The 12,666-nt window shown below is 70.3% G+C and carries 11 protein-coding genes; 7 read left to right on the forward strand and 4 right to left on the reverse strand.

The window, feature by feature from the left end; genetic code table 11:
- Positions 1-228 precede the first annotated feature (228 nt).
- The 3 genes from BJY20_RS00255 (at position 229) to BJY20_RS00265 (ending at position 3,516) form a co-directional block, all read left to right on the forward strand.
- A complete protein-coding gene (locus BJY20_RS00255; RefSeq protein ID WP_246297075.1) occupies positions 229-1,209 on the forward strand; it encodes a methyltransferase domain-containing protein in 981 nt (326 codons plus the stop codon).
- A gap of 71 nt (positions 1,210-1,280) precedes the next feature.
- Positions 1,281-2,321: an L-threonine 3-dehydrogenase gene (tdh, locus tag BJY20_RS00260; RefSeq protein ID WP_185989683.1), complete on the forward strand. Its 1,041-nt coding sequence runs from the start codon at positions 1,281-1,283 to the stop codon at positions 2,319-2,321.
- 1 nt (position 2,322) lies between these two features.
- Positions 2,323-3,516, forward strand: coding sequence for a glycine C-acetyltransferase (locus BJY20_RS00265; protein ID WP_185989684.1), 1,194 nt, complete (start codon positions 2,323-2,325; stop codon positions 3,514-3,516).
- Between the two features lie 20 nt (positions 3,517-3,536).
- On the opposite strand, the gene BJY20_RS00270 is transcribed toward BJY20_RS00265, so the two are convergent.
- From BJY20_RS00270 to BJY20_RS00285, 4 genes are read right to left on the reverse strand one after another with little or no spacing between them, the layout of a single operon-like run.
- Positions 3,537-4,157 carry an L-threonylcarbamoyladenylate synthase gene (locus tag BJY20_RS00270; protein ID WP_185989685.1) on the reverse strand — a complete coding sequence of 207 codons (621 nt, stop codon included), beginning with the start codon at positions 4,155-4,157 and terminating at the stop codon, positions 3,537-3,539.
- Between the two features lie 54 nt (positions 4,158-4,211).
- The gene (locus tag BJY20_RS00275) at positions 4,212-5,252 is read right to left on the reverse strand and encodes an ArsO family NAD(P)H-dependent flavin-containing monooxygenase (protein WP_185989686.1); all 1,041 of its coding nucleotides are present in this window, start codon (positions 5,250-5,252) and stop codon (positions 4,212-4,214) included.
- Between the two features lie 7 nt (positions 5,253-5,259).
- Positions 5,260-5,733, reverse strand: a complete 474-nt coding sequence (locus BJY20_RS00280) for an OsmC family protein (protein ID WP_185989687.1) — start codon at positions 5,731-5,733, stop codon at positions 5,260-5,262.
- Between the two features lie 4 nt (positions 5,734-5,737).
- On the reverse strand, positions 5,738-7,219 hold the full coding sequence (locus BJY20_RS00285) for a glutamate-cysteine ligase family protein (protein ID WP_185989688.1): 1,482 nt from the start codon (positions 7,217-7,219) through the stop codon (positions 5,738-5,740).
- Between the two features lie 119 nt (positions 7,220-7,338).
- Here BJY20_RS00285 and BJY20_RS16330 point away from each other — a divergent pair, with 119 nt between their 5' ends.
- From BJY20_RS16330 to BJY20_RS00305, 4 genes are all read left to right on the forward strand, one after another.
- A complete protein-coding gene (locus BJY20_RS16330) occupies positions 7,339-8,601 on the forward strand; it encodes a DUF7134 domain-containing protein (protein ID WP_185989689.1) in 1,263 nt (420 codons plus the stop codon).
- Positions 8,598-9,299, forward strand: coding sequence for a response regulator transcription factor (locus BJY20_RS00295; RefSeq protein ID WP_185989690.1), 702 nt, complete (start codon positions 8,598-8,600; stop codon positions 9,297-9,299). The genes BJY20_RS16330 and BJY20_RS00295 overlap by 4 nt, the downstream gene beginning before the upstream one ends.
- Before the next feature lie 77 nt (positions 9,300-9,376).
- The gene (locus BJY20_RS00300; RefSeq protein WP_185989691.1) at positions 9,377-10,138 is read left to right on the forward strand and encodes an ABC transporter ATP-binding protein; all 762 of its coding nucleotides are present in this window, start codon (positions 9,377-9,379) and stop codon (positions 10,136-10,138) included.
- 2 nt (positions 10,139-10,140) lie between these two features.
- Positions 10,141-12,615 carry an FtsX-like permease family protein gene (locus tag BJY20_RS00305; RefSeq protein ID WP_246297177.1) on the forward strand — a complete coding sequence of 825 codons (2,475 nt, stop codon included), beginning with the start codon at positions 10,141-10,143 and terminating at the stop codon, positions 12,613-12,615.
- Positions 12,616-12,666 lie beyond the last annotated feature (51 nt).

Genomic DNA, 12,666 nt, shown 5'->3' on the forward strand with positions numbered 1-12,666 from the left:
ACCGCGACCGTATATGCCGCCAAGCCCCGCATGTCCAATCACAGACCCGCCGATTGCGCTTCCCCCGTACCCTGATCAATCGTGGAGTGCACCCATTTCGACGCCGATTCCTGCCGTTCATGCGCCCTGATGGGGATTTCGTATGCCCGCCAGGTGAGTGATCTATGCTGTGAACTGGCTGAGAATCTGCATCCTTTCGTTATCTCGCAGGCGTGGGCATCGCCCTTCTTGGGACCCGAATCCGCTTTTCGCAACAAGGCGAAGCTGGCCGTCGGAGGAACGAAGTCATCACCGACATTCGGGATCCTGGACGCACAATTCAATGGTGTCGACCTGCGCGATTGCGGCCTGTACGAGCCGGCACTGGCCGCGGCTCTGCCAGCACTGACCGGCCAGGTCGCCGCACTTGGGCTGATGCCCTTCGACGTGCCGGCGCGCTCGGGTGAGCTGAAGCACCTCATCGTCACGGCCAGTCCGGACGGTGAGCTGATGGTCCGCTTCGTCCTGCGCTCTCCCGGCCAGTTGCCACGGATCCGGCGGGGGCTGGACTCCCTTCGAGCCGCTGTCCCGGCAGTGCGCGTGGTCTCGGTCAACCTCCAGCCCGAGCACAAGGCCGTCCTCGAGGGCGAGGAGGAGATGGTGCTCACGCAGGACGAGTCCTTGGCGATGCGGTTGGATGACATCACCTTCCGGTTGCGTCCGGGCAGCTTCTTCCAGACCAACAGCGTCGTCGCGGCCGGCCTCTACCGGCAGGCGCGCGAATGGGTGAGCCAGGTCGACCCGGACAGTGTCCTGGACCTGTACTGCGGGGTCGGCGGCTTCGCGCTCAACGCCGCGATGGCGAAGGCGGCGCACACACGGCGAGTCGAGGGGGTCGAGGTCGCGCCCGAAGCCGTGGCGAGCGCGCGCACCGCGGCTACGCAGCTCGGGGTGGCAGCGCACTTCCGCATCGGGGATGCCAGCGCCCTCGAGCGCGTGGCCGCGGACCTGGTCATCGTCAACCCACCGCGTCGTGGCATCGGGGCCCGGCTCTGCGCCGCCCTGGCCTCAGCGGCGCCGGCCCACATCATCTACTCCAGCTGCAACGCCACCAGCCTGGCCCGTGATCTGGGGGACCTTCCCGGGTACCGCGTCGAGCGGGCCCGCCTGTTCGACATGTTCCCCCAGACCCGCCACCACGAGGTGATGGTGTTGCTGTCCCGGCGGTGAGGTTTCTCCCCCTTCGCGATGGTCGCTAGTGTCGTGACGACGGTCACCCCCGTAGCCACGACAGGAGAACGATGCGCGCACTGGTCAAACCCCGCCCCGGCCCCGGTCTGGAGCTGGCCGATGTCCCCGAACCCACCCCGGGCGCCGACGAGGTGAAGATCCGGGTGCTGCGGGCCGGTCTCTGCGGGACCGACCTCCACCTGCACGGCTGGGACGAGTGGGCGGCGGGCGCCGTGCCCACGACGCCGCAGGTGATCGGGCACGAGTTCTACGGCGAGGTGGTGCAGGTGGGCTCCGCGGTGACGAGCGTCGCGGTCGGTGACCGCGTCTCCGGCGAGGGCCACCTGGTGTGCGGCTCGTGCCGCAACTGCCGAGCAGGTCGACGTCACCTGTGCATCAACACCGTCGGTATCGGCGTCAACCGTGACGGGGCCTTCGCCGACTTCGTCGTCATCCCGGCCGCGAACGCCTGGGTGCACACCAACGGTATCGACCCGGACCTCGGGGCGATCTTCGACCCGCTGGGCAATGCCGTCCACACGACCCTGTCCTTCCCCCTGGCGGGCGAGGACGTCGTGGTCACCGGTGCCGGGCCGATCGGGGTGATGGCGGCCGCCATCGCACGGCACGTGGGTGCCCGCTACATCGCCGTGACCGACCTGTCCGACCATCGTCTGGAGCTGGCGCAGGCGGCGGGAGCCGACCTGCTCGTCAACGCCGCGTCCTCCGACCTCGCGGCCGCGATGCGCGAGCTGGGCATGAAGGAGGGCTTCGACGTGGGGCTGGAGATGTCCGGCGCTCCCCCGGCGGTGGCCGACATGCTCGACAACCTCAACCACGGGGGTCGCATCGCGATGCTCGGCCTCCCGAAGGACCCCTACCCCATCGACTGGTCGAAGGTCATCACGCACATGATCACGATCAAGGGGATCTACGGCCGCGAGATGTACGACACCTGGTACACGATGAGCGCGATGCTCTCGACCTCTCCCGCTCTGCGCGAGACCATCTCGTCGGTCATCACCCACCGCTTCCCCGCGCAGCAGTGGGAGGACGCGTTCGCCACCGCCGCCTCGGGAGAGTGCGGCAAGGTCATCATGGACTGGAGCTGAGATGTACGGATTCAAGGACGAGCTCACCGCGACCCTGCAGCAGATCCGAGACGACGGGCTGTGGAAGGACGAGCGCGAGCTGACCAGCCCGCAGCAGGCGCACATCACGACCACCAAGACGCAGGCACTGAACTTCTGCGCCAACAACTACCTCGGTCTCGCCGATCACCCGGAGGTACTGACCGCGGCCACCGATGCGCTGCAGCAGTGGGGCTTCGGCATGGCCAGCGTGCGCTTCATCTGCGGCACGCAGGAGCAGCACACCCGGCTCGAAGGTGCCCTCTCCGACTGGTTCGGGATGCAGGACACGATCCTCTACTCCAGCTGCTTCGACGCCAACGGCGGCGTTTTCGAGGTGCTCTTCGGCGAGGGCGATGCGATCATCTCCGATGCGCTCAACCATGCCTCGCTCATCGACGGGATCCGCCTGAGCAAGGCGGCCCGGTACCGGTATGCCAATGCCGACATGGATGACCTGAGGGCACAGCTCGAGGCGGCGAAGGGGTCCCGTCGCACCGTGATCGTCACCGACGGCGTCTTCTCCATGGACGGCTACCTCGCTCCCCTGGAGCAGATCTGCGACCTCGCCGAGGAGTACGGGGCGATGGTCCTCGTCGACGACTCGCACGCGGTCGGGTTCATCGGCGACGGCGGCGGTGGCACCCCCGAGGCCTGCGGCGTCGCCGACCGGGTCGACCTGCTCACCGGGACCCTCGGCAAGGCTCTTGGTGGTGCCAGCGGCGGGTACGTCTCCGGCCCGGCGGAGGTGGTCGCCCTGCTCCGTCAGCGCTCCCGGCCGTACCTCTTCTCCAACGCCGTCGCCCCGGTGGTGGCCGCGGGCTCCCTCAAGGCCATCGAGATCGCCCGGACGTCAGCGGATGCCCGGGCGACTCTGCGGCGCAACACCGCCCTGTTCCGGGAGCTGATGACCGACGCCGGCTTCGACCTGCTCCCGGGTGATCACCCGATCGTGCCGGTGATGTTCCCCGGCGAGGACGGAGCCCGTCAGGCGGGGCAGATCGCCGAGGCGATGCTCGAGCACGGCGTGTACGTCATCGCCTTCTCCTACCCCGTCGTGCCCAAGGGAGCCGCCCGGATCCGCGTCCAGCTCTCTGCCGCCCACAGCGAGGAGGACGTGCGCACCTGCGTGGCCGCCTTCGTCACGGCCCGGACCGAGGTACTCGGCAACTCCTGATCACGGACGCCGCCGCTCGACTACTCGAAGGGGGTCGCGTCGCCCGCGCCGTAGCGGGCGATCTCGGCGCCGTCCCCGGAGAGGTCGACCACGGTGGTGGGCTCGGTGGACACCTCGCCGGCGTCGATGACGATGTCGACCTGGTGGTCGAGGGCCTCCTTGACGTCCCAGCCGAAGGTGGGGGTGCGCTCCTCACCCGGGAACAGCAGGGTCGAGGTGAGCATCGGGTCGCCGAGTCCCTCGAGCAGCGCCCTGGTCAGCGGGTTGTCCGGGATCCGCACCCCGACGGTCTTCTTCTTGGCGTGCAGCAGGCGGCGCGGCACCTCCTTCGTCGCCGGGAGGATGAAGGTGTACGGCCCCGGGGTGGCCGCCTTGATGGCACGGAAGACCGAGTTGTCGATGTGCACGAGCTGGCCCAGCTGCGCGAAGTCGGCGCACAGCAGCGTGTAGTGGTGCCGGTCGTCGAGCCGACGAATGTCACGGATGCGGTCCTTGATCTGCTGGTCATCCAGTCGGCCTCCGAGGGCGTAGCCGGAGTCAGTGGGGAAGGCGACGAGGGCGCCCTCACGCAAGCGCTCGACGACCTTGCCGACGCTGCGTGGCTGCGGATTGTCCGGGTGAACTTCGACGAAGGTTGCCATCGGCCCAGCCTAGGATCCTTCGCCTCTGGTGGCCACGGTGCGGCCGTGTCGACGTCAGGACCCGCCGAGCTCGACGGCCAGCCGGGCAACGAGGGACCTGGCCGTGCGTCCGACCCCGATGAGCGTGGCGGACGCCGGCCCCGTCCAGTCCCCGTAGCCGACGAAGCACACCCGCGGGTCCTTGACCGAGCGGTTGCCGGCCACCTCCGGGATCCCCCTCGCCGTGCGCAGCCCGAGCGATCGCAGATGCCGCAGGGCCGGTCGGAAGCCGGTGCACCAGATGACGGCGTCCACGTCGAGGTGCTCACGACCGATGACGCCGCCGTGCGGGGTCATCCGGTCGAACATCGCCCGCAGCTGCAGCGCCCCCTTCGCCCGGGCGGCCCGCACCTGCGGAAGAGCCACGATGTTGCCGACGAAGGCCGCCTCTGCGTCCCCCTCGTCGAGCCTGGCGGTGGCCTGGTCGAACAGGTGTCGTCCGTCGACGTCGTCGGGCAGGAAGCGCAGTCGGCGGGCCGAGACCAACGAGACCTCCTCTGCGTGGTCGACCAGGTCCGCGGTGATCTGCACTCCGGAGTTGCCGCCACCGACGACCGCGACACGCTGACCGTCGAAGGCGTGCGGGCCGCGGTAGTGGGCGCTGTGCAGCTGCAGCCCCCGGAAGTCCGAGGCGCCCTCCACCTGCGGGACGAAGGGCGCTGCCCACGTCCCGGTGGCGTTGATGACGTAATTCGCCCTCAGAGTCCCGTTGTCGGTGATCACCGCGAGCCCGTCGTCGAGCGAATGCACATCGGACACCCGCACGGGGCGCTCGATCGGAAGGTCATAGCGGTGCTCGTACTCGGTGAGGTAGTCCAGCGCGTGGTCGACCGGCGGGAACGTGTCCGGGTGTGGCGGCATCGGTCGTCCCGGCAACGACGAGTGGATCGACGAGGAGAACAGGCGCAGTGAGGGCCACGTGGCCTGCCAGGCGCCACCGGAGGACTCCTGACGGTCGAGGATGACGTGGTCCAGACCGGCCCGGCTCAGGTAGTAGCCACAGGCCAGTCCCGCCTGTCCCCCGCCGATGACAGCGATGTCGACGTCGGTGCGCATCGCCCTCCTACGAGTCCTGCGCGGTCATGGCCACCGGCATCCCCAGCTGGACCGTGCGGGAGACGGTGCACAGGCGGTCCCGGGACTGGGCCACGGAGCGGGGGAAGGCGGCTCGGGCCGAGTCGCCCCCTTCGCCCTCGGGGAACCCCAGACGGAAGGTGACCTCGAGGTCCGTCATGTGGTTCCCGGCCTCCGGCGTCGAGGCCTTCCCCCCCTCGGCGACGACGACGAAGCTCTCCGGCTCCGCCCGGCGGGAGGTGATGTGGTCGACGTCGACGGAGCTGCACCCGGCCAGCGCAGCCAGGAGCAGCTCGACCGGGGTGAAGTCGTCGGTACTGCCGTCGCCGATGGTGATCGTGCCTCCCCGGGCATTACGGATCTCGTACCGCCCCAAGGCCTCTCGGGTCAGCTCGACACTGCGGTACCCGGGCCCGGTACCGCCGGTCGATTCGTCCGTGGTGGTGGTCTCATCGGCAGCCATGGCCTCAGGGTAGTGGCCAGGTGTGGACCGGTTCGTTGCGGCTCATCAGATCGCGGTAGCGACCGACCATGTCGGCCAACGCGGCAGCACGCTCCATGCCTCGCTCCTGAAGGCGGGCAACGCATTCGGTCTGCCACACGGCGCCGTTGACGCCGGAGGTGCACCGCCCCTCGATGACGTCGAGGTACCTCGAGATCACCGTCGAGGACACGCCCCAGTCCTCCAGGCCGCTGCGGGCCATCGGCAGCAGGTGGCGCACGGTCAGCTCGTCAGCCGTCAGCTGCCCGAGCCCCGGCCAGTACAGGCGGGCCGTCAGTCCGTCCCGGGCGGCCGCCTCGAAGTTGGCCTGCGCAGCGGGGAAGGACATCTGGGTCCACACCGGCCGGTCCTCGTTCGCGAGAGTGCGCACCACGCCGTAGTAGAAAGCCGCGTTGGCCAGCACGTCGACGATCGTCGGCCCGGCCGGGAGGACGCGGTTCTCCACGCGCACGTGGGGGGTGCCGTCGCCGGGTTCGTAGATCGGGCGGTTCCACCGGTAGACGGTGCCGTTGTGCAGGTTGAGCTCCCCGAGCTGCGGGGTTCCGCCGGCGTCGAGGACGGCGATCGGGTCCTCGTCCGTGGCCTCGGCGAGCAGTGCCGGGAAGTAGCGCACGTTCTCCTCGAAGAGGTCGAAGATGGAGGTGATCCACCGGTCCCCGAAGAACACGCGTGGGCGCACCCCCTGGTTCTTCAGCTCGATCGGCCGGGTGTCCGTGGCCTGGGAGAACAGCGCGATCCGGGTCTCGGCGTGCAGGCGCTTGCCGAAGAAGAACGGCGAGTTGGCCGCGAGCGCGACCTGGACGGCCGAGATGGCCTGCGCGGCGTTCCAGTGGTCGGCGAACTGGGTGGGCCCCACCTGCAGGTGCAGCTGCACGGAGGTGCAGGCCGACTCCGGGGCGATGGAGTCGGCGAAGCAGTTCAGCCGTTCCCCGGTCGGTCCCTCGATGTCGATGACGACGTCCTCACCGCGCGCGGTGAAGATGGAGTCGTTGAGGGCGGTGTAGCGGTTGTTGGCGCTGATCCACTCCCCCTGGAAGTGCTCCGGTCGAATGGTGGGCAGGATCCCGATCGGGACAAGTCTGGCGCCGCGCTCGGCCGCCTTCTCGTCGGCCCGGTTGAGCGAGTCCCGCAGCATGGTCTCCAGGTCCAGGGCGGAGTCCCCCGGCAGCGGCCGGGGCGCGACGTTCAGCTCGATGTTGAACTGCGCGAGCTCGGTCTGGTAATCGGGATCCGCGATGGACTCGAGCACCTCGTCGTTGACGAAGGCCGGCTGGTTGTCCTCGTCGACGAGGTTGAGCTCGATCTCCAGGCCGGTGAGGGGCACTGCGTCGTCGAAGACGCTCTCGGCCAGCATCCGCTCGAAGACATCGAGGTTCTGGCGCACCTTCTCCCGGTAGTGCTGGCGCTCCTCGCGTGTGTAGCTCTGGGTCCTGACTTCCTTGCCCATGGGACTCCACCTCTCGCCGAGGGTCGGCTGTGTGATGAATCTACCGAGGGAATGCCGGTGCCGACAGAGTCAGACCGTGGTCGGATGCGCAGTCCACCGGCCTTGCCTAGGCTCACCGGGTGATCGTCGACGCCACTGCCCCGCTCCGGGCTCCCTTCGTCCGGGGCCAGGAGTGGTTCCGGGCGCACCGCGGCCTCGTCGACGCTGCCCTGGCGCTCTTGATGTGGGTCCTGTTCACCCTCGTCACTTTCGTCGCGTCGGTGTCCGTGCTGCCCGGCCGGGAGACCTTCTGGCTGGTCGTGGTGAGCTCGTCCCAGATACTCCCCCTGGCGTGGCGCCGTACCCGTGCCGACCTCTCCTTCGTCCTCATCACCGCCGGTCACGTCCTGCAGCTGGTGGTGAACTCGAACCCGGCCCCCTCCAACATCGCGGCCCTGATGTCGGCGTACGCGGTTGCCGGCTACTCCCGGCGCCGACAGGTCCGTCTGGCTGCCCTGGCCGTCGCCGCTGCCTCGGGTTGGCTCGCCACCCTGGACTGGGAGGGCTACCGGGACTCCGGCACGGTGGGACTGATCGTGTCCTCGCTGATGTTCAGCGGCATGGCGATGCTGTGCTGGCTCTGGGGTGACCTCACCCGCAAGCGCCGCGAGCTGGTCCTGCGTCTGCGCGAGCAGAACGAGGCACTGCGTCGCGACCAGGACCAGCGAGCACGTCTGGCCGCGCAGGACGAGCGCACCCGTATCGCCCGGGAGATGCACGACATCGTCGCCCACTCCCTCAGCGTCGTCGTCGTGCAGGCTGACGGCGCGGCGTACACGGCGATGCACTCCGGCGACTTCGATCGGGAGCACGCCGGGGGCGCCCTGACGACCATCGGGACGACCGCGCGGGAGGCACTGGCCGAGACCCGCCGCCTCGTGGGTGTGCTGCGCACTGCCGATGACGAAGAGGGCGGGATCACCGACCTCGACTACTCGCCCACCGACGCCCTGACCGAGCTCCCGGACCTCGTGGATCGGATGGCGGCGTCCGGGTTCGACGTCACCCTCGATGCACCCTCGGACCTCGAGGCAGTTCCGCGGGAAGCGGGACTGGCGGCCTACCGGATCGTCCAGGAGTCGCTGACCAACGCCATCAAGCACGCCGGTCCCGGCGCACGGGTCCGGGTGGGGGTCGCCACCACCGGCGACGAGTTGAGGGTCGAGGTACGCGACGACGGGCGCGGCGCCGCAGCACCGGATGACGGCCGCGGCCACGGCCTGATCGGCATGCGGGAACGCGCAGCAAGCGCGTCCGGCACCGTCGTGACCGGACCCGCCCCGGGCGGTGGCTACCGCGTGGCCGCGGCCCTCCCCCTTCGTCCCCCTCAGGAGAGCCGATGAACCCGAGCACCGAGCCCATCCGGCTCGTCCTCGTCGACGACCAGTCCCTGGTCCGCGCCGGATTCCGCATGGTCCTCGATGCACAGACCGACATGACCGTCGTCGGGGAGGCCGGTGACGGTCAGGCCGCGCTGGACCTGCTGCACACCACCGCCGCCGACGTCGTCCTGATGGATATCAGGATGCCGCGCATGGACGGGGTGGCCGCGACCGAGGCCCTGTGCCTGCGCCCCAACGGCCCGAGGGTCATCGTCCTGACGACCTTCGACCTGGACGAGTACGCCCACGCGGCGCTGCGCGCGGGGGCCTCCGGGTTCCTGCTGAAGGACGCAGGTCCGGAGGACCTCCTCGCCGCGATCCGATCAGTCCACGGCGGTGATGCGGTCATCGCCCCGAGCACGACGCGGCGGCTGATCGAGCACTTCGCGGACCAACCCGGGCCGTCCCCTTCACCGGCGGCGTCGCGCCCGCAGGACCACCCCCGCCTGACCGACCTGACCACCCGCGAGGTCGAGGTCCTCACCGCCGTCGCCCGGGGCCTGACGAACGCCGAGATCTCCGCCGAGCTGTACCTCGCCGAGGCGACGGTCAAGACCCACATCGGCCGCATCCTGGCCAAGGCACATCTGCGTGACCGGGTGCAGATGGTGCTGCTGGCCTACGAGAGCGGACTGGTGGACGTACGACCACGGTCGTAGTCGACACCGGCACACCGTCGCAGGACCAGACCACGGACCGATGTGCGCCCTGCCCTCCCCGGGCGAGAGTGGCTGTCATGACGACAACCACGCCCAGCCCGTCCGCGACCAGCATCGCCACCGCGGCCCGCACGATCGGCCTGACCAAGATCTTCGGCACCACCGACTCCGGCGTCACCGCGCTGGACGCCGTCGACGTCGGCATCGAGGTGGGCCGGTTCACCGCGATCATGGGGCCGTCCGGCTCCGGGAAGTCAACGCTCATGCACTGCCTCGCCGGCCTGGAGACCCCCACGAGCGGGCAGGTCCTCCTCGGCGACACCGACCTCACCCGGCTGTCCGACAAGGCGCTCACCCTGCTGCGCCGTGAGCGCATCGGCTTCATCTTCCAGTCCTTCAACCTGCTGCCGATGCTCACCGCCCGGCAGAACGTCGAGCTGCCGCTGACCCTCGCCGGACGTTCGGTGGACCGGGAGCGGATGGACCGCATCGTCACGGTCCTGGGCATCCAGGACCGGCTCGGACACCGGCCGAGCGAGCTCTCCGGCGGCCAGCAGCAGCGGGTGGCCGTTGCCCGGGCCCTGGTCACCGGCCCCGACGTCCTCTTCGCCGACGAGCCGACCGGCGCCCTCGACTCGCGCTCGTCCACCCAGATGCTGTCCTTCCTGCGCTCCAGCGTGCGCGAGTTCGGCCAGACCATCGTCATGGTCACCCACGACCCACGCGCCGCGTCCTACGCCGACCGGGTCCTGCTCCTGGCCGACGGCCGCCTCGCGGGCGAGCTGCACGACCCGACCGAGGACTCCGTCCTCGCGGCCATGAAGGGCCTGGGTGAGTGACGATGCTGAGCCTCTCCCTCGCCTCGCTGCGCCACCAGTCCCGCCAGTACCTCGCCCCGGGCCTGGCCGTCGTCCTCGGCGTCGCCTTCGTCGCCGCCACCCTCGCCCTGACCGGCACGCTGTCCTCGTCCGTGCGCGCTGCGGTCGCCGGCCAGTACGCCCCCTACTCCGGCGTCGTCGTCCCCGGCCCCGACGGGCCCATCCCGGAGGACCTGGCCGCCCAGGTGGCCGGCATCGACGGCGTCGAAGCCGTGGATCCCGTCCGCAGCGGGTCCGCCATGCTTCGCGGCGGCGGTGGCGAGTCCTTCGCCATGGTCACCACCGAGTCCGAGATCTCCCCCCACCCGCTGGTGCAGGGACGCATGCCGGGCAGCGCGAGCGAGATCGCCCTGAGCGAGACCGTCGCCGCGGGCAGTCAGCTGGACGTCGGAGAAAGCGTCCGGGTGGCCGCCCTGTCGGGTGGGGAAGACTCCACGACCCGGGCCACCGTCGCCGGGATCGTCGATGTCGCCGGTGACCCCCGCTACGCCGGTGGCACCCCAGCGGTCTTCGCCACCGCATCGGGGGTCACCGAGCTCACCGGCGCGACCGGGTGGGAGGAGATCGACGTCGTCGGGTCCGGCGACGAAGAGGCGACGACCGCCGCCCTCCGCTCAGCACTCGAGGCGGAGGGGGCCGACGTCACCGTCCGTACCGCCACCGCCCAGGCTGATGAGCAGGTCAGGCAGTTCTCCGGAGGGACGAACTTCATCTCCATCTTCCTGCTCGCCTTCGCGGCCATCGCACTCTTCGTCTCCGCGATCGTGATCGCCAACACCTTCTCCATCCTGCTCGCCCGACGCGCCCGGGAGACCGCGCTGCTGCGTGCGGTGGGCTCCACCCGCGGCCAGGTCATCCGCTCCGCGCTGGTCGAGTCGCTGGTGGTCGCCGTGCTCTTCGCCGTCACCGGAGTGCTCGTCGGCATCGCTGCCGCGTGGTGCCTGGCACGGATCGGGTGGGCGCTGGCCGGGGACACGCTCCCCGATCTCGTCTTCACCGTGGCGCCCCGCGCCGTGCTGGTCCCCGTCGTCGCAGGGGTGGTCGTGGTGCTCGTGGCTGCGCTGCGACCGGTGGTCCGCTCCTCACGGGTGGCGCCGCTGGAGGCGCTGCGACCTGATGCAGCCCTGACCGCCGGCTCCCGCGCCGGACGGTGGCGGATCGTCGTTGGTGCTCTGCTCGTGCTCGGCGGCTCCGGCGCACTCGTGGCCGGCGCTGCCCTCCCCTCGGTGCTCGTCGGTGTGGCCGGTGGTCTGGTCTCCTTCACCGGCGTCATCCTCGTGGGCACCGTGCTGGTGCCCTGGGCCGTCCGGGGCGTGGGACTGGTGGCGGCGCGGCCCTTCGGTCCGGCCGGCCGCCTGGCCGTGGACAACGCGGTGCGCAATCCCGCCCGGGCGGCCGCCACCGCCTCCGCCCTGCTCGTCGGCGTCACCCTGGTGACGATGACCGCCGTCGGGGCGGCGACGGCCCGCGCCGCGGTCACCGATTTCATCAACGGGCAGTACCCGGTGGATGTGCTCGTCGAGGGCATGGACGTCACCGACTCGTCCGCTGCCGCCATCGGCCGCGTCGACGGCGTGGTGGACACCGCCGCCCTGACCGGCACGACCGCAACCGCCCTCGTCGGCGACACGTCCACCGAGACGATGGTCGCCGGGTTGTCGCAGGACGTCGATGACGTCGTGCGCGCACCGGACGTGATGCCCACGGTCAGCGAAGGATCCGTCACGATCTCCGAAGGCGCAGCCGGTGTTGCGGACATCTCCTCCGGGGATCGCGTGGTCATCCAGGGACCGGACGGGCGGGTGGCCCTCACCGCGCGGGTCGAGGGCGGCTTCGAGACGGCGTGGCTGGTCAGCCCGGCGACGCTGGGCGAGATCGATCGGGGTCCTGCCGACCGGGCGCTCCTCGTCCGACTCGAGGACGGCGCCGACGTCCAGGCCACCGTCGACGAGGTAAAGGCGTTGGCGGCGGGTATCGAGCAGGGTCGGGTCAGCGGCGGTGCCCCCGTCCGGGCGGCCAACATGCAGGCCCTCGACACCGCACTCGTGGTGGTTCTCGCGCTGCTGGCGATCTCCGTGATCATCTCCGTCGTCGGCATCGCCAACACGCTGTCGCTGAGTGTCATCGAGCGCACCCGGGAGTCGGCACTCATGCGGGCCTTGGGCATGACCAGGGGTCAGCTGCGCGGGATGCTCGGTATCGAGTCGGTCCTGCTGGCCCTCGTCGGTGTCGTCCTGGGGGGCGCTCTGGGGATCGGCTACGGCCTCGCGGGGGTGCAGGCTCTCTTCGGTGAGCAGATCGCGGTCAGTGCGACCCTGCCGTGGGGGCAGCTCGCCGCCATCGCTGCGGTTGCCGTCGTCGCGGGGCTCCTCGCCTCTGTGCTGCCGGCCCGGCGGGCGGCGCGCGTCTCCCCCGCGCAGGCGCTGGCGGTCGAGTAGTCCGGCTGGTGGTGGGGCGGCGCAGGGGGCCGCTCCGCCACCGGCGCCGTC

This window comes from Janibacter cremeus, from assembly GCF_013409205.1.
GTDB classification, from domain to species: domain Bacteria; phylum Actinomycetota; class Actinomycetes; order Actinomycetales; family Dermatophilaceae; genus Janibacter; species Janibacter cremeus.

Coding starts and splice junctions, on each gene's coding strand:
- BJY20_RS00265 (WP_185989684.1), top strand. CDS start 2,323: ATGTACGGATTCAAGGACGAGCTCACCGCGACCCTGCAGCAGATCCGA.
- BJY20_RS00270 (WP_185989685.1), bottom strand. CDS start 4,157: ATGGCAACCTTCGTCGAAGTTCACCCGGACAATCCGCAGCCACGCAGC.
- BJY20_RS00305 (WP_246297177.1), top strand. CDS start 10,141: ATGCTGAGCCTCTCCCTCGCCTCGCTGCGCCACCAGTCCCGCCAGTAC.
- BJY20_RS00280 (WP_185989687.1), bottom strand. CDS start 5,733: ATGGCTGCCGATGAGACCACCACCACGGACGAATCGACCGGCGGTACC.
- BJY20_RS00275 (WP_185989686.1), bottom strand. CDS start 5,252: ATGCGCACCGACGTCGACATCGCTGTCATCGGCGGGGGACAGGCGGGA.
- BJY20_RS00300 (WP_185989691.1), top strand. CDS start 9,377: ATGACGACAACCACGCCCAGCCCGTCCGCGACCAGCATCGCCACCGCG.
- tdh (WP_185989683.1), top strand. CDS start 1,281: ATGCGCGCACTGGTCAAACCCCGCCCCGGCCCCGGTCTGGAGCTGGCC.
- BJY20_RS00295 (WP_185989690.1), top strand. CDS start 8,598: ATGAACCCGAGCACCGAGCCCATCCGGCTCGTCCTCGTCGACGACCAG.
- BJY20_RS00285 (WP_185989688.1), bottom strand. CDS start 7,219: ATGGGCAAGGAAGTCAGGACCCAGAGCTACACACGCGAGGAGCGCCAG.